The organism is Pseudomonas sp. ANT_H4 (assembly GCF_008369295.1).
In the GTDB taxonomy this organism is placed as follows: Bacteria; Pseudomonadota; Gammaproteobacteria; order Pseudomonadales; family Pseudomonadaceae; genus Aquipseudomonas.
The window spans coordinates 41,424-65,812 of record NZ_VOBG01000015.1; the positions used below are offsets into that span (position 1 = coordinate 41,424).

Annotated in this window: 21 protein-coding genes; all 21 read left to right on the top strand. The window is 58.5% G+C overall.

Annotated features, from left to right (window positions below; translation table 11 throughout):
- Positions 1 to 209 precede the first annotated feature (209 nt).
- The 21 genes from pyrH (at position 210) to ispD (ending at position 24,387) form a co-directional block, all read left to right on the top strand.
- Positions 210 to 953 (top strand): UMP kinase, encoded by a 744-nt coding sequence (gene pyrH, locus FQ182_RS18955; protein ID WP_149412996.1) that lies wholly within the window; start codon positions 210 to 212, stop codon positions 951 to 953.
- Positions 950 to 1,507 (top strand): ribosome recycling factor, encoded by a 558-nt coding sequence (frr, locus tag FQ182_RS18960; protein WP_133099418.1) that lies wholly within the window; start codon positions 950 to 952, stop codon positions 1,505 to 1,507. Before pyrH ends, frr begins: the two co-directional genes overlap by 4 nt.
- A 16-nt stretch (positions 1,508 to 1,523) precedes the next feature.
- Positions 1,524 to 2,279 carry a polyprenyl diphosphate synthase gene (gene uppS, locus FQ182_RS18965; RefSeq protein WP_149412997.1) on the top strand — a complete coding sequence of 252 codons (756 nt, stop codon included), beginning with the start codon at positions 1,524 to 1,526 and terminating at the stop codon, positions 2,277 to 2,279.
- Positions 2,279 to 3,085 (top strand): phosphatidate cytidylyltransferase, encoded by an 807-nt coding sequence (locus FQ182_RS18970; protein ID WP_149494039.1) that lies wholly within the window; start codon positions 2,279 to 2,281, stop codon positions 3,083 to 3,085. Before uppS ends, FQ182_RS18970 begins: the two co-directional genes overlap by 1 nt.
- A complete protein-coding gene (gene ispC / locus FQ182_RS18975; protein ID WP_149412999.1) occupies positions 3,082 to 4,272 on the top strand; it encodes a 1-deoxy-D-xylulose-5-phosphate reductoisomerase in 1,191 nt (396 codons plus the stop codon). The genes FQ182_RS18970 and ispC overlap by 4 nt, the downstream gene beginning before the upstream one ends.
- Before the next feature lie 55 nt (positions 4,273 to 4,327).
- Positions 4,328 to 5,680 carry a sigma E protease regulator RseP gene (rseP, locus tag FQ182_RS18980; protein ID WP_149413000.1) on the top strand — a complete coding sequence of 451 codons (1,353 nt, stop codon included), beginning with the start codon at positions 4,328 to 4,330 and terminating at the stop codon, positions 5,678 to 5,680.
- A gap of 74 nt (positions 5,681 to 5,754) precedes the next feature.
- The gene (gene bamA / locus FQ182_RS18985) at positions 5,755 to 8,142 is read left to right on the top strand and encodes an outer membrane protein assembly factor BamA (protein WP_149413001.1); all 2,388 of its coding nucleotides are present in this window, start codon (positions 5,755 to 5,757) and stop codon (positions 8,140 to 8,142) included.
- A 45-nt stretch (positions 8,143 to 8,187) separates the two neighbouring features.
- Positions 8,188 to 8,691: an OmpH family outer membrane protein gene (locus tag FQ182_RS18990; RefSeq protein WP_003219314.1), complete on the top strand. Its 504-nt coding sequence runs from the start codon at positions 8,188 to 8,190 to the stop codon at positions 8,689 to 8,691.
- Positions 8,692 to 8,694: 3 nt separating this feature from the next.
- Positions 8,695 to 9,750, top strand: a complete 1,056-nt coding sequence (gene lpxD / locus FQ182_RS18995; RefSeq protein ID WP_149413002.1) for a UDP-3-O-(3-hydroxymyristoyl)glucosamine N-acyltransferase — start codon at positions 8,695 to 8,697, stop codon at positions 9,748 to 9,750.
- A 110-nt stretch (positions 9,751 to 9,860) separates the two neighbouring features.
- Entirely contained in the window at positions 9,861 to 10,301 is a 441-nt protein-coding gene (fabZ, locus tag FQ182_RS19000) for a 3-hydroxyacyl-ACP dehydratase FabZ (RefSeq protein WP_133099411.1), read from the top strand.
- Complete coding sequence (gene lpxA, locus FQ182_RS19005; protein WP_133099410.1) at positions 10,298 to 11,074, top strand: acyl-ACP--UDP-N-acetylglucosamine O-acyltransferase; 777 nt, start codon at positions 10,298 to 10,300, stop codon at positions 11,072 to 11,074. The genes fabZ and lpxA overlap by 4 nt, the downstream gene beginning before the upstream one ends.
- A 2-nt stretch (positions 11,075 to 11,076) precedes the next feature.
- Positions 11,077 to 12,216, top strand: coding sequence for a lipid-A-disaccharide synthase (gene lpxB / locus FQ182_RS19010; protein WP_149413003.1), 1,140 nt, complete (start codon positions 11,077 to 11,079; stop codon positions 12,214 to 12,216).
- The gene (rnhB, locus tag FQ182_RS19015) at positions 12,213 to 12,845 is read left to right on the top strand and encodes a ribonuclease HII (RefSeq protein WP_149413004.1); all 633 of its coding nucleotides are present in this window, start codon (positions 12,213 to 12,215) and stop codon (positions 12,843 to 12,845) included. Before lpxB ends, rnhB begins: the two co-directional genes overlap by 4 nt.
- 121 nt (positions 12,846 to 12,966) lie before the next feature.
- Complete coding sequence (dnaE, locus tag FQ182_RS19020; RefSeq protein ID WP_149413005.1) at positions 12,967 to 16,488, top strand: DNA polymerase III subunit alpha; 3,522 nt, start codon at positions 12,967 to 12,969, stop codon at positions 16,486 to 16,488.
- Positions 16,489 to 16,641: 153 nt separating this feature from the next.
- Entirely contained in the window at positions 16,642 to 17,589 is a 948-nt protein-coding gene (locus FQ182_RS19025; RefSeq protein WP_149413006.1) for an acetyl-CoA carboxylase carboxyltransferase subunit alpha, read from the top strand.
- A 111-nt stretch (positions 17,590 to 17,700) separates the two neighbouring features.
- Complete coding sequence (gene tilS / locus FQ182_RS19030) at positions 17,701 to 19,029, top strand: tRNA lysidine(34) synthetase TilS (RefSeq protein ID WP_149413007.1); 1,329 nt, start codon at positions 17,701 to 17,703, stop codon at positions 19,027 to 19,029.
- A 273-nt stretch (positions 19,030 to 19,302) separates the two neighbouring features.
- Complete coding sequence (locus tag FQ182_RS19035) at positions 19,303 to 20,934, top strand: CTP synthase (protein WP_149413008.1); 1,632 nt, start codon at positions 19,303 to 19,305, stop codon at positions 20,932 to 20,934.
- Positions 20,935 to 20,939: 5 nt separating this feature from the next.
- Entirely contained in the window at positions 20,940 to 21,785 is an 846-nt protein-coding gene (gene kdsA, locus FQ182_RS19040) for a 3-deoxy-8-phosphooctulonate synthase (protein WP_133099403.1), read from the top strand.
- A 157-nt stretch (positions 21,786 to 21,942) separates the two neighbouring features.
- Positions 21,943 to 23,232, top strand: coding sequence for a phosphopyruvate hydratase (gene eno / locus FQ182_RS19045; RefSeq protein WP_149413009.1), 1,290 nt, complete (start codon positions 21,943 to 21,945; stop codon positions 23,230 to 23,232).
- Positions 23,233 to 23,404: 172 nt separating this feature from the next.
- Positions 23,405 to 23,683 (top strand): cell division protein FtsB, encoded by a 279-nt coding sequence (ftsB, locus tag FQ182_RS19050; protein ID WP_029297251.1) that lies wholly within the window; start codon positions 23,405 to 23,407, stop codon positions 23,681 to 23,683.
- The gene (gene ispD, locus FQ182_RS19055) at positions 23,680 to 24,387 is read left to right on the top strand and encodes a 2-C-methyl-D-erythritol 4-phosphate cytidylyltransferase (protein ID WP_149413010.1); all 708 of its coding nucleotides are present in this window, start codon (positions 23,680 to 23,682) and stop codon (positions 24,385 to 24,387) included. Before ftsB ends, ispD begins: the two co-directional genes overlap by 4 nt.
- Positions 24,388 to 24,389 lie beyond the last annotated feature (2 nt).

Genomic DNA, 24,389 nt, shown 5'->3' on the forward strand with positions numbered 1-24,389 from the left:
CAGTTTTCAACTGTCGCCCAAAAGGAGGCTGCCCGCTTACGCGCGCAGCCTCTTTTCAAATGGGGTGACCGATTTTATTTGGTTTCCCTGCGGAACTGGCTTACAAAGCCGTGTTCCGATGGCGCTGTGACAGCGTCCAGCTAGAGTGAACGCAGGCCGTAAACGGCTTGCCAAGAATTTTTAAAAATACGCCGCAGGAGAGATTCGCAATGGCTCAGCAGGGCAGTGGTTATCAGGCTCGCTATAAACGCATTCTACTCAAGCTTAGCGGCGAGGCCCTGATGGGCTCGGAAGAGTTCGGGATCGATCCCAAGGTACTCGACCGCATGGCGCTGGAAGTCGGCCAACTGGTCGGTATCGGTGTCCAGGTCGGCCTGGTGATAGGCGGCGGCAACCTGTTCCGCGGTGCGGCACTCAGCGCTGCTGGCATGGATCGGGTAACCGGCGACCACATGGGCATGCTGGCCACTGTGATGAATGCCCTGGCCATGCGCGATGCTCTGGAGCGGGCCAACATCACGGCGATCGTGATGTCTGCTATTTCCATGGTCGGTGTAACCGATCACTATGACCGGCGCAAAGCCATGCGTCACCTGGATGCCAAGGACGTGGTGATTTTTGCTGCTGGTACCGGCAATCCCTTCTTCACCACCGACTCGGCAGCCTGCTTGCGTGGCATTGAAATCAATGCGGACGTGGTACTTAAGGCAACCAAGGTTGATGGCGTTTACACTGCTGACCCGTTTAAAGACCCGCATGCCGAGAAGTTCGATCATCTGACTTATGATGAAGTGCTGGATCGCAAGCTGGGTGTGATGGATCTGACAGCTATTTGCCTGTGTCGCGACCACAAGATGCCGCTTCGCGTATTTAACATGAACAAGCCCGGCGCCCTGCTGAACATCGTACACGGCGGCGCAGAAGGGACTCTGATCGAGGAGGCTCAACAATGATCAACGAAATCAAGAAAGACGCTCAAGAGCGTATGCACAAATCCCTGGAGTCTCTGGCCCATGCATTTGGCCAGATTCGTACCGGCAAGGCACACCCGAGCATCCTGGGTAGCGTGATGGTGCCGTACTACGGCGCAGACACTTCCATCACCCAAGTGGCCAACATCACCGTAAAAGACTCGCGCACCCTGCAAGTCGTGGCCTTTGAGCGCAATATGCTCGGGGCAGTCGACAAGGCAATCCAGAGTGCTGGTCTGAACCTCAATCCGACCAACCTGGGCGAGTTGTTGTTGATCTCCATGCCTGCCCTGACCGAAGAAACCCGTAAGGGCTTTACCAAACAGGCGCGTAGTGCTGCGGAAGATGCTCGTGTTGCCGTGCGCAACATTCGTCGCGATGCCTTGGGTGACCTGAAAAAGCTGGTTAAGGACAAGGAAATCAGTGAAGACGAAGAGCGCCGTGCTGCTGCGGATATCCAGAAGCTGACCGATAAGGCTGAGTCTGATATCGACGCGGCCACCAAGCAAAAAGAAGCGGACTTGATGGCTGTATAAGGGTCAGGACGTTTTCATGGAAAAGACCAAGCAGACTGTGCCCGCCGTGGTGCCGCGCCATGTCGCGATCATCATGGACGGGAATAATCGCTGGGCGAAAAAACGCTTTATGCCGGGTGTCGCCGGGCATAAAGCGGGTGTCGATGCGGTACGGGCTGTGATCGAAGTGTGCGCCGAGGCCAAGGTCGAGGTGCTGACCTTGTTTGCCTTCTCCAGTGAAAACTGGCAGCGCCCGGCCGAGGAGGTCAGTGCCTTGATGGACCTGTTCTTCAAGGCGCTGCGTCGTGAGGCCAAGCGCCTGAACGACAACAACATCAGCCTGCGCATCATCGGGGATCGCTCGCGCTTCCGTCCGGAGTTGCAGGCGGCCATGCGCGAAGCCGAGGCGATTACTGTCGGCAGTAATCGGTTCGTACTGCAAATCGCAGCCAACTATGGCGGCCAGTGGGATATCGCCCAAGCCGCGCAGCGTCTGGCGCGCGAAGTGCAGGCCGGTCATCTGCGACCCGAAGACATCACGCCTGAACTGTTGCAAACCTGCCTGGTAACCGGCGATCTGCCGTTGCCGGACTTGTGTATCCGTACCGGTGGCGAACACCGCATCAGCAACTTCCTGTTGTGGCAGTTGGCCTATACCGAGCTGTACTTCTCCGACCTGTTCTGGCCGGACTTCAAACACGATGCCATGCGCAATGCGCTGGCCGATTTCGCTTCCCGTCAGCGTCGCTTCGGTAAAACGAGCGAGCAGATCGAAGCTGGAGCCCGGGTTTAATGCTTAAACAACGAATCATCACGGCACTGATCCTGCTGCCGATTGCCTTGTGCGGGTTTTTCCTGCTCGAAGGTGCCGGCTTTGCGCTGTTCATCGGCCTGGTTGTGACCTTGGGCTCTTGGGAATGGGCGCGCCTGGCCGGTTTCACCGCGCAGCGGCATCGTGTGGTGTACGCCGTCGTCGTGGCGCTGATGTTGTTCCTGATGTACATCCTGCCGGATATGGCGCCTTGGGTACTTGGCGCTGCGGTGCTGTGGTGGACGCTGGCGACCTTCCTGGTGCTGACTTATCCGCAAACCAGCGGCCATTGGTCCAGTGTCGCCTGCAAGCTGGTGATAGGCCTGTTGATTCTGCTGCCGGCCTGGCAAGGCCTGGTCTATATCAAGCACATGCCCTTGGGCAACTGGCTGATCATGGCGGTGATGGTGCTGGTCTGGGGTGCTGATATTGGCGCTTACTTTTCCGGCCGGGCCTTCGGCAAGCGCAAGCTGGCGCCGGCGGTAAGTCCTGGCAAGAGCTGGGAAGGTGTATACGGTGGTTTGTTACTGACGCTGGTGATTACTGCTGTCGTTGGTGTTGTGCGTGGCTGGACCGTCAAGGAAATACTCCTGGCCCTGGTGGGTGCTGCGGTGGTCGTGCTGATCTCGGTGGTCGGAGATCTGACCGAGAGCATGTTCAAGCGCCAGGCTGGGGTCAAGGACAGCAGCAATCTGCTTCCGGGTCACGGCGGCGTGCTGGACCGTATCGACAGCCTGACGGCAGCGTTGCCGATCTTTGCCGTACTGTTGTGGATGATGGCCTCGTGAGCCGTCTGCAGCAGATTACCGTGCTGGGAGCCACCGGCTCGGTAGGGTTGAGCACGCTGGATGTGATTGCCCGTCATCCGGAGCGTTATCAAGTCTTCGCCCTGACTGGCTTTAGCCGCTTGAGCGAGCTGTTGGCGCTGTGTGTTCGTCACGTGCCGCAATTTGCGGTAGTGCCTGAGGCGGTGGCTGCGCGCGGTTTGCAGGATGATCTGCGGGCGGCGGGGCTGTCGACTCAAGTGCTGGTGGGGGAGGAGGGGTTGTGTCAGGTATCCGCCGATCCTGATGTCGATACCGTTGTCGCCGCTATTGTCGGTGCGGCTGGCCTGCGTCCAACCCTGGCCGCCGTTGACGCCGGCAAGAAGATTTTGCTGGCTAACAAGGAGGCGCTGGTGATGTCCGGCGCACTCTTTATGCAGGCGGTGCGCAAGAGCGGCGCCGTACTGCTACCGCTGGACAGCGAGCACAACGCGATTTTCCAGTGTATGCCCGGCGATTTTGCTCGTGGTCTGAGCCAGGTGGGTGTGCGCCGTATTTTGCTGACTGCGTCCGGCGGCCCGTTCCGACAGACGCCGCTGGCTGAGCTGGAGCATGTCTCCCCTGAACAAGCCTGTGCCCATCCCAACTGGTCGATGGGCCGCAAGATCTCGGTGGATTCGGCCAGCATGATGAACAAAGGTCTCGAACTGATTGAGGCGTGCTGGTTGTTCGATGCGCGGCCGGATCAGGTCGAGGTGGTGATTCACCCGCAAAGCGTGATTCATTCCCTGGTCGACTACGTGGACGGCTCGGTGTTGGCCCAGTTGGGTAATCCGGACATGCGTACGCCGATCGCCAACGCCTTGGCCTGGCCCGAGCGCATTGATTCGGGTGTTGCTCCTCTGGACCTGTTTGCCATCGCCCGGCTGGATTTCCAGGCCCCCGACGAGCAGCGCTTCCCGTGCCTGCGTCTGGCGCGTCAAGCTGCCGAGGCAGGTAACAGCGCGCCGGCGATGCTCAATGCGGCCAATGAAGTGGCTGTGGCGGCGTTTCTCGAACGACGCATCCGTTTCCCGGAGATCGCGAGTATCATCGAGGACGTTCTGAGCCTTGAACCTGTGGTCGCCGTTGATGACTTGGGCGCGGTCTTCGAGGCTGATACAAAGGCCCGGGCCCTGACCGAGCAATGGTTGAGCCGCAATGCGCGTTAACCTTTTTGGGCGCGCTTGAGCCTGTAGGCACTGGATTGGAATGCGGAGAAATTAGATGAGTGCGCTCTACATGATTGTCGGCACCCTGGTTGCTCTGGGTGTGCTGGTCACCTTCCACGAATTCGGCCACTTCTGGGTGGCGCGTCGTTGCGGCGTCAAGGTTCTGCGTTTTTCCGTCGGTTTCGGGATGCCGTTGCTGCGCTGGCATGACCGTCAAGGCACCGAGTTCGTGATTGCTGCCATTCCCTTGGGCGGCTACGTCAAGATGCTCGACGAGCGCGAAGGCGAAGTGCCCGCTGATCAGTTGGACCAATCCTTCAATCGCAAGACCGTTCGTCAGCGCATTGCCATCGTTGCTGCCGGGCCTATCGCCAACTTTTTGCTGGCCATGGTGTTCTTCTGGGTGCTGGCGATGTTGGGCAGCCAGCAGGTGCGTCCGGTTATCGGTGCGGTGGAGGCGGGCAGTATCGCGGCCAAGGCCGGGCTGATCGCAGGGCAGGAAATTGTTGCCATTGATGGCGAGCCTACTACCGGTTGGGGCGCGGTCAATTTGCAGTTGGTGCGCCGCCTGGGTGAAAGCGGCACCGTGAAGCTGGTGGTGCGCGAGCAGGATTCCACGGCCGAAACGCCGCGGGAGCTGGCCCTCGACAACTGGCTCAAGGGCGCCGACGAGCCTGATCCGATCAACTCTCTGGGGATTCGTCCATGGCGGCCCTCCTTGCCACCGGTGCTGGCAGAGCTGGATCCCAAAGGCCCTGCGCAAGCTGCAGGGCTGAAAACCGGCGACCGCCTGTTGGCCCTTGATGGCCAGGCACTGGGTGACTGGCAGCAAGTGGTCGATCTGGTGCGTGTACGCCCTGATACCAAAATTGTGCTGAAAGTTGAGCGCGACGGTGCTCAAATCGACGTCCCTGTCACCCTGGCGGTGCGCGGGGAAGCCAAGGCGGCCGGGGGTTATCTAGGCGCCGGGGTGAAAGGTGTCGAGTGGCCACCTTCGATGGTGCGTGAGATAAGTTTCGGGCCGTTGGCCGCAATTGGCGAGGGTGCGCGACGCACTTGGACCATGAGTGTGTTGACCCTCGATTCCCTCAAGAAAATGTTGTTCGGCGAGCTCTCGGTAAAAAACTTGAGTGGACCGATAACCATTGCTAAAGTGGCGGGCGCTTCTGCCCAGTCGGGCATGGCTGATTTCCTGAATTTCCTGGCTTATCTGAGTATTAGCCTCGGGGTTCTGAATTTGTTGCCCATTCCAGTATTGGATGGGGGGCATCTGTTGTTTTATCTGGTCGAGTGGGTGCGTGGTCGCCCCTTGTCGGATCGGGTGCAGGGTTGGGGGATACAGATCGGTATCAGTTTGGTGGTCGGGGTGATGTTGTTAGCCTTGGTCAACGATCTGGGACGACTGTAACGCTTCGCTGAATTGCGAATCTGCCGCATTTTGCGGCAGTTTGTTTATTGCCAGTTGGAATAAGAAAGGACTTCATGAAACGTCTGCTGCTAACTGCGGTTCTCACCGTATTGATGATCGCCGAAGTTCACGCCGAGTCCTTCACCATCTCCGATATTCGCGTCAACGGCCTCCAGCGGGTTTCCGCGGGTAGCGTCTTTGGCGCTTTGCCGTTGAACGTCGGGGAACAGGCTGATGATCGTCGCCTGGTGGAATCCACTCGTGCGCTGTTCAAAACCGGTTTCTTTCAAGACATCCAATTGGGGCGCGAAGGCAACGTCCTTGTCATCACTGTCGTCGAGCGACCGTCCGTCGCCAGTATCGAGATCGAAGGCAACAAGGCGATCTCCACTGAAGACTTGATGAAAGGTCTCAAGCAATCGGGCCTTGCCGAAGGCGAGATCTTCCAGCGTGCCACCCTCGAAGGCGTACGTAACGAGCTGCAACGTCAATATGTTGCCCAGGGTCGTTATTCCGCCTCGGTGGATACCGAGGTGGTGCCGCAGCCGCGTAACCGTGTTGGCCTCAAGGTCAACATCAACGAAGGTACCGTGGCGGCCATCCAGCACATCAACGTGGTGGGTAACACCAAGTTCGCTGACGAAGATCTGATCGGCCTGTTCGAGCTCAAGACCACCAACTGGCTGTCGTTCTTCAAGAACGATGACAAGTACGCCCGTGAAAAGCTTTCCGGTGACCTGGAGCGTCTGCGTTCCTATTACCTGGACCGTGGCTATATCAACATGGATATCGCTTCGACCCAGGTGTCTATCACCCCGGACAAGAAGCATGTCTACATCACCGTCAACGTCAACGAAGGCGAAAAGTATCGCGTTCGTGACGTGAAGCTCAGCGGCGACTTGAAAGTGCCTGAAGACCAGGTCAAGTCCCTGTTGCTGGTGCAGAAGGACCAGGTGTTCTCGCGCAAGCTGATGACCACCACGTCCGAACTGATCACCCGCCGCCTGGGTAACGAGGGCTACACCTTCGCCAACGTCAACGGCGTGCCCACCCCGCACGATGATGACCACACTGTGGACATCACCTTTGTCGTCGATCCTGGCAAGCGTGCCTATGTAAACCGCATCAACTTCCGTGGCAACACCAAGTCCGAAGACGAAGTGCTGCGTCGTGAAATGCGCCAGATGGAAGGTGGTTGGGCTTCGACCTACCTGATCGACCAGTCCAAGACCCGTCTTGAGCGCCTGGGCTTCTTCAAGGAAGTCAACGTCGAAACCCCGGCCGTGCCGGGCGTGGATGACCAGGTTGACGTGAACTATGCAGTAGAAGAGCAAGCGTCCGGTTCGATCACCGCCAGCGTCGGTTTCGCACAAAGTGCCGGCCTGATCCTTGGTGGCTCCATCACCCAGAACAACTTCCTGGGTACCGGTAACAAGGTCAGCATCGGCCTGACCCGAAGCGAATACCAGAGCCGCTATAACTTCGGTTATGTCGACCCCTACTGGACAGCTGACGGCGTGAGCCTGGGCTACAACGCCTTCTATCGCACCACCGACTACAAAGACCTCGACGTCGACGTTGCAAGCTATGCAATCGACAGCCTGGGTGCCGGTGTCAATGTTGGCTATCCAATCAGCGAGACCTCGCGCCTGACCTTCGGCCTGACCGCGCAACAGGATGAGATCAAGACTGGTGTCTACACCGTGGATGAGATCTTCGACTTCGTGCGTACCGAGGGTGACAAGTTCCTCAACTTCAAGGCCTCGGCCGGTTGGTCGGAATCGACCCTGAACAAAGGGGTGCTGGCGACACGCGGTCACTCCCAGAGCCTGACACTGGAAAGCACTACTCCAGGCAGCGACCTGTCGTTCTTCAAGCTTGATTACCGCGGCCAGTTGTTCACGCCGCTGAGCGACAACTACACCATGCGCCTGCACACTGAACTGGGCTACGGTGACGGTTACGGTTCGACCAATGGCCTGCCGTTCTACGAGAACTACTACGCGGGTGGTTTCAACTCGGTACGTGGCTTCAAGGACAGCACCCTGGGCCCTCGTGGTACCCCGAGCCGTGGCTTCGACAAGACGGGTAACGTGGGGACTGTTGCTGACTCGGACAACGATCCGCTGCCATTCGGTGGTAACGTGCTGATTCAAGGTGGTGCGGAGATTCTATTCCCGCTGCCATTCGTCAAGGATCAACGCTCCCTGCGTACCTCGGTCTTCTGGGATGTGGGTAACGTGTTCGACTCCAAGTGCGAGCAGATCAAGAACCCTAGTGGTTTGAAGTCCGATACCCAGTGCAACGACGTCAGTCTCAGCAACCTGGCAAGCTCTGTGGGTGTTGGCGTGACCTGGATTACGGCCTTGGGCCCATTGAGCTTTGCTCTGGCCATGCCGATCAAGAAACCGGATAACGCTGAAACCCAGATTTTCCAATTCTCCCTCGGCCAGACGTTCTAAGCGTCTGACCCAAGATAACGACAACGGATTCTGTAGGAGTGCATCGTGCGTAAGTTGACTCAATTGGTTCTCCTGGCGACTGTCCTGGTAGCAACCCCGGCCTTTGCCGAAATGAAAATCGCTGTCCTGAACTATCAGATGGCTCTGCTGGAATCCGATGCGGCCAAGAAATACGCCGTGGATGCCGAGAAGAAATTCGGTCCGCAACTGACCAAGCTCAAGACTCTGGAAAGTAGCGCCAAAGGTATTCAGGATCGTCTGGTCGCCGGTGGCGACAAAATGCAGCAAGGCGAGCGCGAGCGTCTGGAGCTTGAATTCAAGCAAAAGGCCCGTGACTATCAGTTCCAATCCAAGGAACTGAACGAAGCCAAGGCTGTTGCTGACCGTGAAATGCTCAAGCAACTCAAGCCAAAACTCGACAGCGCCGTGGAAGAAGTCATCAAGAAGGGTGCCTTTGACCTGGTCTTCGAGCGTGGCGCGGTGATTGATGTCAAACCTCAGTACGACATCACCCGCCAGGTGATCGAGCGCATGAACCAGCTGAAGTAAACCATGACCGCGACTATAAAACTTGGCCAGTTGGCCGAGTTCCTGGGGGCCACCTTACATGGCTCCCCGGAGAAGGAAATCACTGGGCTAGCCACCTTGCAGGAGGCTGGCCCAGCTCAGTTGAGCTTTCTGGCAAACCCCCAATACCGTAAATACCTGGGCGATACCCAGGCCGCAGCCGTGTTGCTGAAGGCCGCTGATGCCGAAGGGTTTACCGGGGACGCGCTCGTTGTTGCCGACCCGTACCTGTCGTACGCACGGGTGTCCCACCTGTTCGATCCAAAACCCAAGGCTGCTGCCGGTATTCATCCCTCGGCAGTGATTGCTGATGACGCCCAGGTTGATCCTGCGGCGAGCATTGGCGCTTTTGTGGTGATCGAGAGTGGCGCCCGCATTGGTGCCGGTGTGACGGTAGGGGCCCAGTGCTTTATCGGTGCCTGCAGTGAAATTGGTGCCGGTGGCTGGCTCGCGCCGCGCGTGACCCTGTACCACGATGTGCGTATTGGCCAGCGTGTGGTGATTCAGTCGGGCGCCGTGATCGGCGGCGAGGGCTTCGGCTTCGCCAATGAAAAAGGCGTTTGGCAGAAGATCGCTCAGGTTGGCGGCGTATTGATCGGCGACGACGTAGAAATTGGCGTCAACACCGCTATTGATCGCGGGGCTCTGGCCGATACCGTGATTGGTAACGGCGTGAAGTTGGACAACCAGATTCAGATCGCTCACAACGTGCAGATTGGCGATCACACGGCCATGGCCGCCTGCGTGGGGATTTCCGGCAGCACCAAGATCGGCAAGCATTGCATGCTGGCTGGCGGCGTCGGGTTGGTGGGTCATATCGAAATCTGCGACAACGTATTCATCACCGGCATGACCATGGTGACCCATTCGATTACTGAGCCTGGGTCCTATTCTTCCGGTACGGCCATGCAACCTGCTGCCGAATGGCGCAAGAGTGCGGCCCGACTGAGGCAACTCGACGACATTGCTCGACGCCTGAAACATTTGGAAAAGCGTGTTGGGGACGTGACCCCTGGCGGTAATGCTTCATCAGATGGCTGAGACCATTTCCATATCAAGTGTGCACAGCCGCTAGACTGCCTCCTTGATTTGCTAGAGGGGCGCGCCTTAGTCCGCGCGCTCCCAATCTTTATTACAGGCTTCCCCCCGAAATGATGGACATCAACGAGATTCGCGAATACCTGCCTCACCGTTACCCGTTCCTGCTGGTGGATCGTGTCGCGGAGTTGGATGTTGAGCGCAAGTACATTCGTGCCTACAAGAATGTCAGCATCAACGAGCCTTTCTTCAACGGTCACTTCCCTGCGCATCCAATCATGCCGGGTGTATTGATCATTGAAGCGATGGCCCAGGCGGCTGGTATCCTTGGTTTCAAAATGCTCGACCTGAAGCCTGCTGATGGCACGCTTTACTATTTCGTGGGTTCCGACAAGCTGCGCTTTCGCCAGCCAGTCACTCCGGGCGACCAGTTGATCCTTGAGGCTACGTTCCTGAGCTGCAAGCGTCAAATCTGGAAATTCCAGTGCCAGGCGTCGGTTGACGGCAAGCCTGTGTGCTCTGCTGAAATCATCTGTGCGGAACGCAAACTATGAGTTTGATTGACCCTCGCGCAATCATCGATCCGACGGCCGTCCTGGCCGCCGACGTTGAGGTCGGCCCCTGGTCGATCATCGGCGCAGGTGTGGAAATCGGCGAGGGGACAGTCATCGGGCCACATGTGATCCTCAAAGGTCCGACCCGGATTGGCAAACACAATCGCATCTACCAGTTTTCATCGATAGGCGAAGACACGCCTGACATGAAGTACAAGGGTGAAGAGACCCGCCTGGTAATCGGTGATCACAACATCATCCGTGAAGGCGTGACCATTCACCGTGGCACTGTCCAGGATCGTGCCGAGACCACCCTGGGTGATCACAACCTGGTGATGGCTTACGCTCATATTGGGCATGACAGCGTCATCGGCAACCACTGTATTCTGGTCAACAACACCGCGTTGGCCGGCCATGTGCATGTTGATGACTGGGCGATCCTGTCGGGCTTCACTCTTGTTCATCAGTATTGCCATATCGGTGCCCACAGCTTTTCCGGCATGGGCACCGCCATCGGCAAGGACGTTCCGGCTTTTGTCACGGTATTCGGCAACCCTGCCGAGGCCCGCAGCATGAACTTCGAGGGCTTGCGTCGTCGTGGCTTCAGCGAAGAGGCTATCCATGCCCTGCGCCGCGCCTACAAGGTGGTCTACCGCCAGGGGTTGACGGTTGATCAGGCCTTGGCCGAATTGGTTGAACCGGCATCGCTGTTTCCTGAAGTCGCGGTGTTCCGTGATTCGATTCAGGCATCGACTCGCGGCATCACCCGTTAATCATGGCCAAGTTGCGTATAGCGCTGGTCGCCGGAGAAGCTTCCGGCGATATTCTCGGTGCAGGTCTAATGCGGGCCCTCAAGGCCCAGCATCCGGCGGTTGAATTTCTGGGCGTCGGCGGCCCACTGATGCAGGCCGAAGGGCTAACCTCCTATTTCCCCATGGAACGCCTTTCGGTGATGGGGCTGGTAGAGGTGCTGGGACGTTTGCGTGAGCTACTGGCTCGCCGTAAAAAGCTGATCCAGACCCTGATCGAAGAAAACCCCGACGTCTTTATCGGCATCGATGCACCGGACTTCACCCTCAATATCGAACTCAAGTTGCGTCAGGCCGGGATCAAGACTGTGCACTACGTCAGCCCGTCTGTGTGGGCATGGCGGCAGAAGCGCGTGCTGAAGATCCGCGAAGGCTGCGACCTGATGCTGACCCTGCTGCCGTTCGAGGCCAGGTTCTACGAAGAGAAGGGCGTGCCGGTGCGTTTCGTCGGTCATACCCTGGCCGACACCATCCCGCTTCAGGCTGACCGTGCCGCCGCCCGCGCCGAACTGGGCTTGCCGGAGGGTCCGCTGGTGGCCTTGATGCCGGGTAGCCGCGGTGGTGAAGTCGGCCGCCTTGGTGCGCTGTTTTTTGATGCCGCCGAACGTCTGCAAGCCTTGAAGCCGGGTGTGCGGTTCGTATTGCCGTGCGCCAGCCCTGAGCGTCGTGCGCAAATTGAAGAATTGCTGGTGGGGCGCAACTTGCCGTTGAGCCTGCTCGACGGCGGTTCGCACCTGGCCTTGGCCGCTTGCGATGCCGTGTTGATCGCTTCCGGCACCGCCACCCTGGAGGCCTTGCTCTACAAGCGCCCCATGGTTGTGGCTTATCGCCTGGCGCCGCTGACTTATTGGATTCTCAAGCGCATGGTCAAAAGCCCGTATATCTCCTTGCCCAACTTGCTGGCCCAGCGTCTGCTGGTGCCCGAGTTGTTGCAGGACGATGCAACGGCTGAAGCCTTGGCGCAGACGTTGCTCCCTTTGATTGACGGCGGCGAAGAGCAAACCCGTGGTTTTGACGAGATTCACCGGACCTTGCGCCGTGATGCGTCAAACCAGGCCGCCGATGCGGTCCTGACCTTGATCGGCCACACACAGGAAGCCCTATGAAGACGCAAATTGGCCTGGATTTCAGCCTGGTCGCCGAAGCTCATGAATTGGTGGCCGGTGTCGATGAGGTCGGTCGCGGCCCCCTCTGTGGTGCAGTTGTCACGGCTGCGGTGATTCTCGACCCGACCCGGCCGATTATCGGCCTCAACGATTCGAAGAAGCTCACCGAAGCCCGTCGTGAAAAACTCTACGACGAGATTTGCGAGAAAGCCCTGAGCTGGCATATCGCCCGGGCCGAAGTCGAAGAAATCGATGAACTGAACATCCTCCACGCTACGATGCTCGCCATGCAGCGCGCCGTAGAAGGGCTGCACATCGCGCCAAAGCTGGCGATGATCGACGGCAACCGCTGCCCGAAACTGTCGATGCCGGCCGAGGCCGTGGTCAAGGGCGATAGCAAGGTCCCGGCAATTGCCGCTGCATCGATCCTGGCCAAGGTCAGCCGCGACCGTGAAATGGCTGCTTTCGAATTGATCTACCCCGGCTACGGCATTGGCGGGCACAAAGGCTATCCGACGCCCGTTCATCTGGAAGCTTTGGCTCGTCTGGGTCCGACCCCGATTCACCGTCGCTCGTTTGCCCCGGTGCGCCAGGCTTATGCGGCGCGGGAAAGCCTGATCGAGATCTAGCAGCAGGCTGATGTTTTTGCCAAGGCCCGGTACAATCCGGCCTTTAAAGCGTACCAAGCGCAGTAGCTTTAAATGCCGGATTTCCGGGCCTTGTTGTTTTCACGTTTTGTACAGGATCACTATGCCGGCTTCATTCGTTCACCTACGCCTGCACACTGAATACTCCCTGGTCGACGGCCTGGTACGGATCAAACCGCTGGTCAAAACCCTAGTGGGCATGAACATGCCGGCTGTTGCGGTTACCGATCAGAACAACATGTGTTCCCTGGTCAAGTTCTACAAGGCCGCCATGGGCGCCGGCATCAAGCCGATCTGCGGTGCTGACCTGTGGCTGTCCAACAAAGATCCGGATAACCCCCTGAGCCGCATCAGCCTGTTGGCGATGAACGGCGCCGGTTATCGCAACCTTACTGAGCTGATTTCCCGTGGCTTTATCGATGGGCAGCGCAACGGCTCGATCATCATCGAGCGCGAGTGGGTGGCCGAAGCCAGCGAAGGGCTGATCATGCTCTCGGCAGCCAAAGAGGGTGAAATCGGCATCGCCCTCTTGGGTGGCAATCCTCACGAGGCTGAAGTCCTCGCCCGTGAGTGGATGGAGGTTTTTCCCAACCGCTTCTACCTGGAAATCCAGCGCACCAACCGCCCCAACGATGAGGAACAGTTGCACGCCGCCGTGGCCCTGGCCGAGAAAATCGGCGCGCCGCTTGTAGCGACCAACGACGTGCGCTTTATCAAGAAGGAAGACTACGAGGCTCACGAAACCCGCGTCTGCATCGGTGAAGGCCGTGCGCTGGACGATCCGCGCCGCTCGAAAAACTACAGCGAAGAGCAGTACCTCAAAAGCGCCGATGAAATGGCCGAGCTGTTCAGCGACTTGCCCGAGGCGCTGGAAAACTCCGTCGAGATCGCCAAGCGCTGCAATATTGAAGTGAAGCTGGGCAAGCACTTCCTGCCCAACTTTCCGATTCCCGATGGCCTGACCATCGACGAGTACTTCCGCAAGGTTTCTTTCGACGGGCTGGAAGATCGTCTGAGCGTTCTGATGCCCAGGGACACCACCGAAGACTACGAGGCCAAGCGCCAGGTCTATGTCGATCGACTGAATTTCGAGCTGGATATCATTATCCAGATGGGATTCCCCGGTTACTTCCTGATCGTAATGGACTTTATCCAGTGGGCCAAAAGCAATGGCGTCCCGGTTGGCCCAGGTCGTGGGTCGGGTGCCGGGTCGCTGGTGGCCTATGTGCAGAAGATCACCGACCTTGACCCGCTGGAATATGACCTGCTGTTCGAACGGTTCCTGAACCCGGAACGGGTATCGATGCCCGACTTCGACGTCGACTTCTGCATGGACGGTCGCGACCGGGTCATCGAGTACGTGGCCGAGAAGTATGGCCGCAACGCCGTAAGCCAGATCATCACCTTCGGTTCCATGGCGGCGAAAGCGGTAATCCGTGACGTGGCTCGGGTGCAGGGCAAGTCCTACGGCCTGGCTGACCGCCTGTCGAAGATGATCCCTTTCGAAGTCGGCATGACCCTGGAAAAAGCCTACGAGCAGGAGGAAATCCTGCGGGACTTCATCAAGATCGATGAAGAAGCGGCGGAAATCTGGGACATGGCCCGCAAGCTCGAAGGTGTGGTGCGTAACGTCGGTAAACACGCCGGCGGTGTGGTGATCGCGCCGACCAAGTTGACCGACTTTTCGCCGATCTATTGCGATGAAGAAGGCGGCGGCCTGGTCACCCAGTTCGACAAGGATGACGTGGAGGCGGCCGGCCTGGTGAAGTTCGACTTCCTCGGCCTGCGGACCTTGACGATCATCGATTGGGCGCTGAAGACCATCAACCGCGAGCGCGCCAAGATCGACGAGCCGCCGCTGGATATTGCCTTTATTCCGCTGGACGACAAGCCGACCTACCAGTTGCTGCAAAAGGCCGAAACCACGGCGGTGTTCCAGCTGGAATCACGCGGCATGAAGGAGCTGATCAAAAAGCTCAAGCCCGACTGCCTGGAAGACTTGATCGCACTGGTGGCCCTATTCCGTCCGGGCCCGCTGCAATCAGGCATGGTGGATGACTTCATCAACCGTAAGCACGGTCGCGCCGAACTCGCCTACCCGCACTCCGATTACCAGTACGAAGGCCTCAAACCAGTATTGGCGCCAACCTACGGCATTATCCTGTATCAGGAACAGGTGATGCAGATTGCTCAGGTCATGGCCGGCTACACACTCGGCGGCGCCGACATGCTGCGTCGTGCCATGGGTAAGAAAAAGCCCGAGGAAATGGCCAAGCAGCGCGGCGGGTTCATTGAAGGTTGCACGGCCAACAACATTGAGGCTGAGCTGGCCGGTAACATCTTCGACCTGGTGGAGAAATTCGCCGGTTACGGCTTCAACAAATCCCACTCCGCGGCTTACGGTCTGGTCTCGTACCAGACCGCCTGGCTGAAAACTCACTATCCGGCGCCGTTCATGGCGGCAGTACTGTCTGCCGATATGCACAACACCGACAAGGTCGTGACCTTGATCGAGGAAGTGCGGAGCATGAAGCTGCGCCTCGATGCGCCGGACGTGAACACCTCCGAGTTCAAGTTCACGGTAAATGACGAAGGCCGCATCATTTATGGCCTTGGCGCGATCAAGGGTGTGGGCGAAGGCCCGGTGGAGGCGATTACTGAAGCGCGTCAGGATGGGCCGTTCAAGGACCTGTTCGACTTCTGCGCGCGGGTCGACCTCAAGCGGATCAACAAGCGCACCCTCGACGGTTTGATTCGTAGTGGTGCGCTGGATCGTCTCGGTCCTTACTTTCATGACGAGCCGAAGGCTTACCAGGCCAATATCGACCGCAACCGTGCAGTCTTGCTGACCGCAATGGAAGAGGCGATCAAGGCCGCCGAACAAACCGCCCGCACCCACGACAGTGGCCATGCCGACCTGTTTGGCGGCCTGTTCGTCGAAGAAGACGCCGATGTCTATGTCAATCACCGCAAAGCCAAGGACCTGACCCTCAAGGAGCGCCTCAAGGGCGAGAAGGACACCCTGGGCCTGTACCTTACCGGTCACCCGATTGACGAGTACGAAGGGGAAATTCGCCGTTTCGCTCGCCAGCGCATCATCGACCTGAAGCCTGTGCGGGATACCCAGACCGTCGCGGGGATGATCATCGCCCTGCGGGTGATGAAGAACAAAAAGGGTGACAAGATGGGCTTTATCACCCTCGACGACCGTTCTGGCCGAATCGAGGCTTCCTTGTTTGCCGACGCATTCCACTCTGCCCAATCGCTGTTGCAGACCGACGCCATGGTGGTGGTGGAAGGGGAGGTCAGCAACGATGACTTTTCCGGTGGCTTGCGCCTGCGGATCAAGCGGGTGATGAGCATGGAAGATGCGCGCACCAACCTGGCCGAAAGCCTGCGCCTGAAAGTGCGGACTGAAGCGCTTAAAGGTGATCAACTACGCTGGTTGGGGGACTTGCTCAAGCGTCATCGTGGCGCATGCCCAGTGACCATGGAGTACACCGGCAGCGATGCAAAGGCCATGCTGCAGTTTGGCGAGACCTGGCGAATTGACCCGGCAGACGGCTTGATTCAAGCATTGCGTGACCAGTTTGGGCGTGACAACGTCTTCCTCCAATACCGTTGACGGTCATGGGGCTTCTTTGCCATGAAGAGCAAGCGCCCTGACCTCGACCCAATATTTAATCTCGACCTAAACGCGCCTCTCCCTTAAGGTAGGGCGCGAATAGACAATCGGCTGGCCAGGCACCCCTTGGCCGTCGACCCAAGACGGACGCTTATGAACCCGAATTTTCTTGATTTCGAACAGCCGATCGCTGACCTGCAAGCCAAGATCGAAGAACTGCGCCTGGTCGGCAATGACAATTCGCTGAACATAGGCGATGAAATCTCCCGCCTGCAAGACAAGAGCAACACGCTCACCGAAGACATCTTCGGCAAGCTGACTAGTTGGCAGATCGCGCGCCTGGCCCGGCACCCGCGCCGTCCGTACACCCTGGACTACATCGACCACATCTTCACCGAGTTCGATGAGCTGCATGGCGATCGTCACTTCTCTGACGACGCTGCCATTGTTGGCGGTATCGCTCGCCTGGACGACCAGCCAGTGATGGTGATTGGTCACCAGAAAGGCCGTGAAGTGCGCGAGAAGGTTCGCCGCAACTTCGGCATGCCCCGCCCGGAAGGCTACCGCAAGGCCTGCCGCCTGATGGAAATGGCAGAACGCTTCAAAATGCCGATCCTGACCTTTATCGACACCCCAGGTGCCTACCCAGGCATCGACGCCGAAGAGCGCAACCAGAGCGAAGCGATTGCCTGGAACCTTCGGGTCATGGCACGACTGAAAACCCCGATCATCGCCACCGTGATCGGTGAAGGTGGTTCCGGCGGTGCACTGGCCATTGGCGTGTGCGATCAACTGAACATGCTGCAATATTCGACCTACGCGGTGATTTCGCCGGAAGGTTGTGCCTCGATCCTGTGGAAAACCGCCGAGAAAGCGCCGGATGCCGCGGAAGCGATGGGTATCACCGCCGAGCGCCTGAAAGGTCTGGGTATCGTTGATAAAGTCATCACCGAGCCATTGGGCGGCGCCCATCGCGATCCGGCGGCCGTGGCCGCTTCGATCCGTGCCGAACTGAGCGCACAGCTGTCGATGCTCAAGAAGTTCGACAATGACGCACTGCTGGCCCGCCGTTACGAGCGACTGATGAGCTACGGTCTCTGATCGATCACCGATCTGACAGACAATGAAGAACTAATGTGGGAGCCGGACTTGCCTGGCTCCCACATTTGATCGCTATAAGTTTCGAGGGTGATTCTGCTCGGACGGTACTCGATGAAACCTTTCAAGCCGGATCTTCCCGCCAAGCTCCTGCAAGCACTAGCCCCCTGGCGCAATGCCCCGGCTTGGCACATCGCTTTCTCCGGTGGCCTCGACTCCACCGTCCTGCTGCACCTTCTGGCTACGCTGGCCAAGACCGAAAACCTCCCGCCACTCAGTGCTATCCATGTCCATCATGGGCTGCAAGCTGCGGCCGATGCTTGGCCGGCTCATTGCCAGGCCTTGTGCGACACGCTGGGCGTGCCACTGCAGGTCATCCGCGTAAAAGTGCAGCCTGGCGCAAGTCTGGAGCGTGCGGCCCGTGAGGCGCGGTATCAGGCGCTCGGCCAAGTGACCAGGGCAGGAGAGCTGCTGCTCACGGGCCAACACCGCAACGATCAGGCCGAAACCCTGTTGTTTCGATTATTGCGTGGGGCGGGCGTGCGCGGGCTGGCGGCTATGCCTGTGCAGCGTCCGTTGGGTGATGGCTACCTGCTGCGGCCGCTGCTAGATACGTCGCGCATCGAATTGGAAGCCTACGCTCACGAGCAGCAGTTAACCTGGGTCGAAGACCCGACCAACGCCGACCCGAGCTTCTCGCGCAACTACCTGCGCCATCACGTGCTCCCGCTGCTGACCGAGCGCTGGCCTAAGGCTGTCAGCACTATGGCCCGCAGCGCCGAGCATCTGAGCGAGGCCCAGGGTTTGCTCGATGAATTGGCACTGATGGACTTACAGGCCGCCAGCCAGCCCTCGATATTCCCCTGGCTGGCACTGCCATCCCTGGCCCTTGAACCGCTTACCATGCTTTCCGAGGCCCGTCAGCGCAACGCCTTGCGACACTGGCTGACACCGCTGAGCCGTTTGCCCGACAGTGATCACTGGGCTGGCTGGAGTGCGTTGCGTGATGCTGCGGCAGACGCCCAGCCTCTGTGGCGCCTGGCAGACGGCCAGTTGCATCGGGCTGGCGGGCGTATCTGGTGGTTGCCTGCCGGCTGGTCGGATTTTTCTGACGCTCCGGCGAGCTGGTCACACCCTGAAAATCCACTACAGTTACCCGGTAATGGTCATCTGTATTTTAGCGGCACTGCGCCCAAAGGCCCACTGCACATACGCTACCGCCAGGGCGGCGAAGTCATGGAAGTGCCAGGTCGAGGTCACCGCGACCTTAAGCGTTTGCTTAACGAAAGCGGGGTGCCGGGCTTTGTCCGTGGCAGATTGCCGCTGCTGTACCGCGACGAGCAATTATTGGCCCTGCCGAACCTGCCTGGACTGGCGGCAAGTGCCCGTGGCGACTGGGAATTACATTGGATACCTGCAACACGCGATCAAGGTTTGAGCTGATAGCCCCTTTCCGGTAGACTACGCTCCCTTCTTGATACAACTTCTGTGGATTCGCCTGAATCGCAGCAGTTGCCGATTACCAAGCAGTCTTTGCTGGGCGATTCCAAAAAATGTGTAGCGATCAACGTACCGGTGTTCCATTGCCGGTCTGTCATAACGCGGCGGTTTTTTTGAAAGATGCACTGTGATTAATGCAGGTGATCGGGGGCTTCGGCCTTCCTTCGCTTTCCCCGGCGGCTCGGACCGCTTTAACGCAGACTTCTAGGGTTTTTCATGACGCGCTACATATTCGTCACGGGCGGTGTTGTTTCTTCATTGGGGAAAGGCATTGCCTCCGCTTCATTGGCGGCCATCCTGGAGGCGCGGGGACTTAAGGTCACCATGCTCAAGCTGGACCCGTACATTAACGTCGATCCGGGCACCATGAGCCCGTTCCAGCACGGTGAAGTGTTCGTCACCCACGACGGCGCCGAGACCGACCTGGACCTGGGTCACTACGAGCGGTTCATCCGCACGACTATGACCCAGAACAACAACTTCACCACCGGCCGTGTCTACGAGCACGTGCTGCGCAAGGAGCGCCGTGGTGACTACCTGGGTGCAACCATCCAGGTGATCCCGCACATCACCGACGAAATCAAGCGCCGCATCATCAAGGGCGCTGGCGATGCCGACGTGGCCATGGTCGAGATCGGCGGCACCGTGGGCGACATCGAGTCCCAACCGTTCCTTGAAGCCATCCGCCAGTTGCGTTTCGAAGTCGGCGCCAAGCGCGCGATGCTGATGCACCTGACCCTGGTGCCGTATATCGCCACCGCCGGCGAAACCAAAACCAAGCCTACCCAGCACTCGGTCAAGGAACTGCGTTCCATCGGCCTGCAGCCAGATGTGCTGGTGTGCCGCTCCGACCACGCGATCGATATCGCTTCGCGTCGCAAGATCGCCCAGTTCACCAACGTTGAAGAGCGTGCGGTGATTGCCCTGGAAGACGCCGACACCATCTACAAGATCCCGGGCATCCTGCACGCTCAGGGCCTGGATGATTTTGTCGTCGAACGTTTCGGCCTGCAATGTGGCGGCGCCGATCTGTCCGAGTGGGAAGCCGTGGTTGACGCCAAGCTCAACCCTGAGCATGAAGTCACCATTGCCATGGTCGGCAAGTACATGGAACTGCTGGATGCCTACAAGTCGCTGATCGAAGCGATGAGCCATGCAGGCATCAGCAACCGCACCAAGGTCAACCTGCGCTATATCGATTCCGAAGACATCGAGAACCAGGGCACCGCGTTGCTGGAAGGCGTCGATGCTATCCTGGTGCCGGGCGGCTTCGGTCTGCGTGGCGTGGAAGGCAAGATCACTGCCGTTCAATACGCTCGGGAAAACAAGGTGCCTTACCTGGGTATCTGCCTGGGCATGCAAGTGGCGGTCATTGAGTTCGCCCGTAACGTGATGGGCTGGAAAGACGCCAACTCCACCGAGTTCGATCGCGCCAGCGGCCACCCGGTCGTCGGTTTGATCACCGAATGGGAAGATGCCACCGGCGCTGTTGAGACCCGTACCGAAACCTCCGACATGGGCGGCACCATGCGCCTTGGCGCGCAGGATTGCCTGCTGGAATCAGGCTCGCTGGTGCACGATTGCTACGGCAAGGACGTGATCGTCGAGCGTCACCGTCACCGTTACGAAGTGAACAACAAGCTGCTGCCACAGATCCTGGACGCTGGCCTGAAAGTTTCCGGTCGCTCCGGTGATGGCGCATTGGTTGAAGTGGTCGAAGCGCCAGATCATCCATGGTTCGTCGCTTGCCAGTTCCACCCAGAGTTCACCTCGACACCTCGTGACGGTCACCCGTTGTTCAGCGGCTTCGTCAAAGCTGCACTGACGCAACATCAGAAGAAGGCGTAAACCTGATGGCCCAGAAGATCATTCGCGTAGGCGACATCGAGATTGCCAACGACAAGCCAATGGTGCTGTTCGGCGGCATGAACGTGCTGGAAAGCCGCGATATGGCGATGAAGGTCTGTGAAGAGTACGTCAAGGTCACCCAGAAACTGGGTATCCCTTACGTGTTCAAGGCCAGCTTCGACAAGGCCAACCGTTCGTCTGTGACCTCCTATCGCGGCCCTGGCCTTGAAGAAGGCATGCGGATCTTCCAGGACATCAAGCAAGCTTTCGGCGTGCCGATCATCACCGACGTCCACGAGTCTGAACAGGCCGCCGTGGTCGCCGAGGTGTGCGACATCATCCAGTTGCCGGCCTTCCTGTCGCGCCAGACCGACCTCGTGGTCGCGATGGCCAAGACTGGCGCTGTGATCAATATCAAGAAAGCCCAGTTCCTCGCGCCCCAAGAAATGAAACACATCCTGAGCAAGTGCGTGGAAGCGGGTAATGACCAGTTGATCCTCTGCGAGCGCGGTTCCAGCTTCGGCTACAACAACCTCGTGGTGGACATGCTCGGTTTTGGCATCATGAAACAGTTCGAATACCCAGTGTTCTTCGACGTGACCCACGCGCTGCAAATGCCCGGCGGTCGCTCCGATTCCGCTGGCGGGCGTCGTGCCCAGGTATTGGATCTGGCCAAGGCCGGCATCAGCCAGTCCCTGGCTGGTCTGTTCCTGGAAGCCCACCCGGACCCGGACAACGCCAAGTGCGATGGTCCGTGTGCCCTGCGCCTGGACAAACTGGAGCCATTTCTGGCCCAGCTCAAGCAGTTGGACGAACTGGTCAAGAGTTTTCCGACGGTAGAGACCGCGTAAAGCCGATTTCTCCGGTAAAGTATCCCACGCTAAATGCTCAGGCCCTCGGGCCTGAGTCTTGTCGTCTGCAAGTCTGCCCCGTTGTTCCACCCTTGCGGTCGGTCAAAAGATTTCCTTCAGCTGCGTCGTTTTCGTCAACTTTGGAGTGTTTACAACAATGGCAAAAATCGTCGACATCAAAGGTCGTGAAGTTCTCGACTCCCGTGGCAACCCCACCGTCGAAGCCGACGTGCTTCTCGATAACGGCATCATCGGCAGCGCCTGCGCGCCGTCCGGTGCTTCCACCGGTTCCCGTGAAGCACTGGAACTGCGTGATGGCGACAAGAGCCGTTACCTGGGCAAGGGTGTACTCAAGGCTGTAGCCAACATCAACGGTCCGATCCGTGACCTGTTGCTGGGCAAGGACCCGCTGGACCAGAAAGCCCTCGATCACGCGATGATCAAGCTCGACGGTACCGAAAACAAAGGCAGTCTGGGCGCCAACGCGATCCTCGCCGTATCCCTGGCTGCTGCCAAGGCCGCTGCACAGGATCAGGACCTGCCGCTGTACGCGCACATCGCCAACCTCAACGGTACACCGGGCGTCTACTCGATGCCGGTACCGATGATGAACATCATCAACGGTGGCGAGCACGCCGATAACAACGTCGACATCCAGGAATTCATGGTGCAGCCGGTTGGCGCCAAGACCTTCTCCGAAGGCCTGCGCATGGGTACCGAGATTTTTCATCACCTCAAGGCTGTGCTGAAGGCTCGTGGCCTGAGCACTGCTGTTGGTGACGAAGGTGGTTTCGCGCCGAACCTGGCATCCAACGAAGATGCACTGAAAGTGATCTCCGAAGCCGTGGCCAACGCCGGCTACAAGCTGGGCACCGACGTGACCTTGGCCTTGGACTGCGCTGCCAGCGAATTCTACGAAGACGGCAAGTACAACCTGTCCGGCGAAGGCCAGGTGTTCAACTCCGAAGGTTTTGCTGACTACCTCAAAGGCTTGAGCGAACGCTACCCGATCATCTCCATTGAAGATGGCCTGGACGAGTCCGATTGGGACGGCTGGAAAATCCTCACCGACAAGATCGGCGAGAAAGTCCAACTGGTGGGCGACGACTTGTTCGTGACCAACACCAAGATCCTGAAAGAAGGCATCGACAAAAAGATCGCGAACTCGATCCTGATCAAGTTCAACCAGATCGGCACCTTGACCGAAACCCTGGAAGCCATCCAGATGGCCAAGGCGGCTGGTTACACTGCTGTGATCTCCCACCGCTCCGGCGAAACTGAGGACTCGACCATTGCCGACCTGGCCGTGGGTACCTCGGCGGGCCAGATCAAGACCGGTTCCCTGTGCCGTTCCGATCGCGTTTCCAAGTACAACCAATTGCTTCGTATCGAAGAGCAGTTGGGCGCCAAAGCCAAGTACAACGGTCGTAGCGAGTTTCGCGGCTGATTGTTAAATGGTAAAAAGTCAGCAGATTGCGTCGGAAAAATCACGACAGCGTGAATTTCGACGCTAATCTCATGGCTATCAAGCGTAAGCCTGGTTTTTCCAGGCTTCGTGCTATCAGTTACTTCAAAAGTTTTTGCATGGCTGTCTTTTTTCACTGGAAACCCGATATTCGATGCGCAGTCCCAATTGGTTGTTCCTCGTCTTGCTCTTGCTCCTGGCTGGCCTGCAGTACCGCCTATGGGTGGGGAATGGCAGCCTGGCGCAGGTAACCGACCTGACCCAGCAAATTGCCGCACAGCACGCCGAAAACGAGGTGTTGCTGGAGCGCAACCGTGTGCTCGATGCCGAAGTGCTTGAGTTGAAAAAAGGCATGGAGACCGTAGAAGAACGGGCTCGTCATGAATTGGGCATGGTCAAGGAGGGCGAAACCCTCTACCAGTTGGCCCAATGAACCACTGTTTACCGGCCTTCTGGGCCGTGATTCCTGCCGCGGGCGTTGGTGCCCGTATGGCCGCGGACCGTCCCAAGCAATACTTGCAACTGGGCGGGCGCACTATTCTCGAACACAGCCTCGGCTGTTTTCTCGATCATCCTGACCTTAAGGGGCTGGTGGTCAGTCTCGCTGTTGATGATCCTTATTGGCCGGCTCTGCCGTGTGCCGGTGATCCGCGTATTGCGCGGGTGGATGGCGGTGAAGAGCGTTCGGGTTCGGTGCTTAACGCGTTGCTGCACCTACATGCCCAGGGTGCCGGTGATGACGATTGGGTGTTGGTGCACGATGCGGCACGGCCGAATTTGAGTCGCGATGACCTGGACAAACTATTGTCGGAACTGGCGAATGATCCTGTAGGCGGTTTGCTGGCGGTACCTGCTCGCGACACCCTCAAACGTGTCGATAAGCACGGGCGAGTGGTAGAGACCGTTGATCGCAGCCTGATCTGGCAAGCCTATACGCCGCAGATGTTTCGCCTGGGCGCCTTGCATCGGGCTTTGGCTGACAGCCTGGTGGCCGATGCCGTGATCACCGATGAAGCTTCGGCCATGGAATGGTCCGGCCAGGCGCCGCGCTTGATCGAAGGGCGCTCGGACAATATCAAAGTGACCCGGCCTGAAGACTTGGAGTGGCTGCGGCTACGATGGTCGAATCGCAGATAAAT

What these genes read in the sequence shown, in the direction of transcription:
- lpxD (WP_149413002.1), top strand. Translation starts at nt 8,695, where the DNA reads ATGACCGCGACTATAAAACTTGGCCAGTTGGCCGAGTTCCTGGGGGCC.
- eno (WP_149413009.1), top strand. Translation starts at nt 21,943, where the DNA reads ATGGCAAAAATCGTCGACATCAAAGGTCGTGAAGTTCTCGACTCCCGT.
- FQ182_RS19035 (WP_149413008.1), top strand. Translation starts at nt 19,303, where the DNA reads ATGACGCGCTACATATTCGTCACGGGCGGTGTTGTTTCTTCATTGGGG.
- FQ182_RS19025 (WP_149413006.1), top strand. Translation starts at nt 16,642, where the DNA reads ATGAACCCGAATTTTCTTGATTTCGAACAGCCGATCGCTGACCTGCAA.
- frr (WP_133099418.1), top strand. Translation starts at nt 950, where the DNA reads ATGATCAACGAAATCAAGAAAGACGCTCAAGAGCGTATGCACAAATCC.
- tilS (WP_149413007.1), top strand. Translation starts at nt 17,701, where the DNA reads ATGAAACCTTTCAAGCCGGATCTTCCCGCCAAGCTCCTGCAAGCACTA.
- ispD (WP_149413010.1), top strand. Translation starts at nt 23,680, where the DNA reads ATGAACCACTGTTTACCGGCCTTCTGGGCCGTGATTCCTGCCGCGGGC.
- pyrH (WP_149412996.1), top strand. Translation starts at nt 210, where the DNA reads ATGGCTCAGCAGGGCAGTGGTTATCAGGCTCGCTATAAACGCATTCTA.
- FQ182_RS18970 (WP_149494039.1), top strand. Translation starts at nt 2,279, where the DNA reads ATGCTTAAACAACGAATCATCACGGCACTGATCCTGCTGCCGATTGCC.
- ftsB (WP_029297251.1), top strand. Translation starts at nt 23,405, where the DNA reads ATGCGCAGTCCCAATTGGTTGTTCCTCGTCTTGCTCTTGCTCCTGGCT.
- rseP (WP_149413000.1), top strand. Translation starts at nt 4,328, where the DNA reads ATGAGTGCGCTCTACATGATTGTCGGCACCCTGGTTGCTCTGGGTGTG.
- bamA (WP_149413001.1), top strand. Translation starts at nt 5,755, where the DNA reads ATGAAACGTCTGCTGCTAACTGCGGTTCTCACCGTATTGATGATCGCC.
- dnaE (WP_149413005.1), top strand. Translation starts at nt 12,967, where the DNA reads ATGCCGGCTTCATTCGTTCACCTACGCCTGCACACTGAATACTCCCTG.
- lpxA (WP_133099410.1), top strand. Translation starts at nt 10,298, where the DNA reads ATGAGTTTGATTGACCCTCGCGCAATCATCGATCCGACGGCCGTCCTG.
- lpxB (WP_149413003.1), top strand. Translation starts at nt 11,077, where the DNA reads ATGGCCAAGTTGCGTATAGCGCTGGTCGCCGGAGAAGCTTCCGGCGAT.
- kdsA (WP_133099403.1), top strand. Translation starts at nt 20,940, where the DNA reads ATGGCCCAGAAGATCATTCGCGTAGGCGACATCGAGATTGCCAACGAC.
- uppS (WP_149412997.1), top strand. Translation starts at nt 1,524, where the DNA reads ATGGAAAAGACCAAGCAGACTGTGCCCGCCGTGGTGCCGCGCCATGTC.
- rnhB (WP_149413004.1), top strand. Translation starts at nt 12,213, where the DNA reads ATGAAGACGCAAATTGGCCTGGATTTCAGCCTGGTCGCCGAAGCTCAT.
- fabZ (WP_133099411.1), top strand. Translation starts at nt 9,861, where the DNA reads ATGATGGACATCAACGAGATTCGCGAATACCTGCCTCACCGTTACCCG.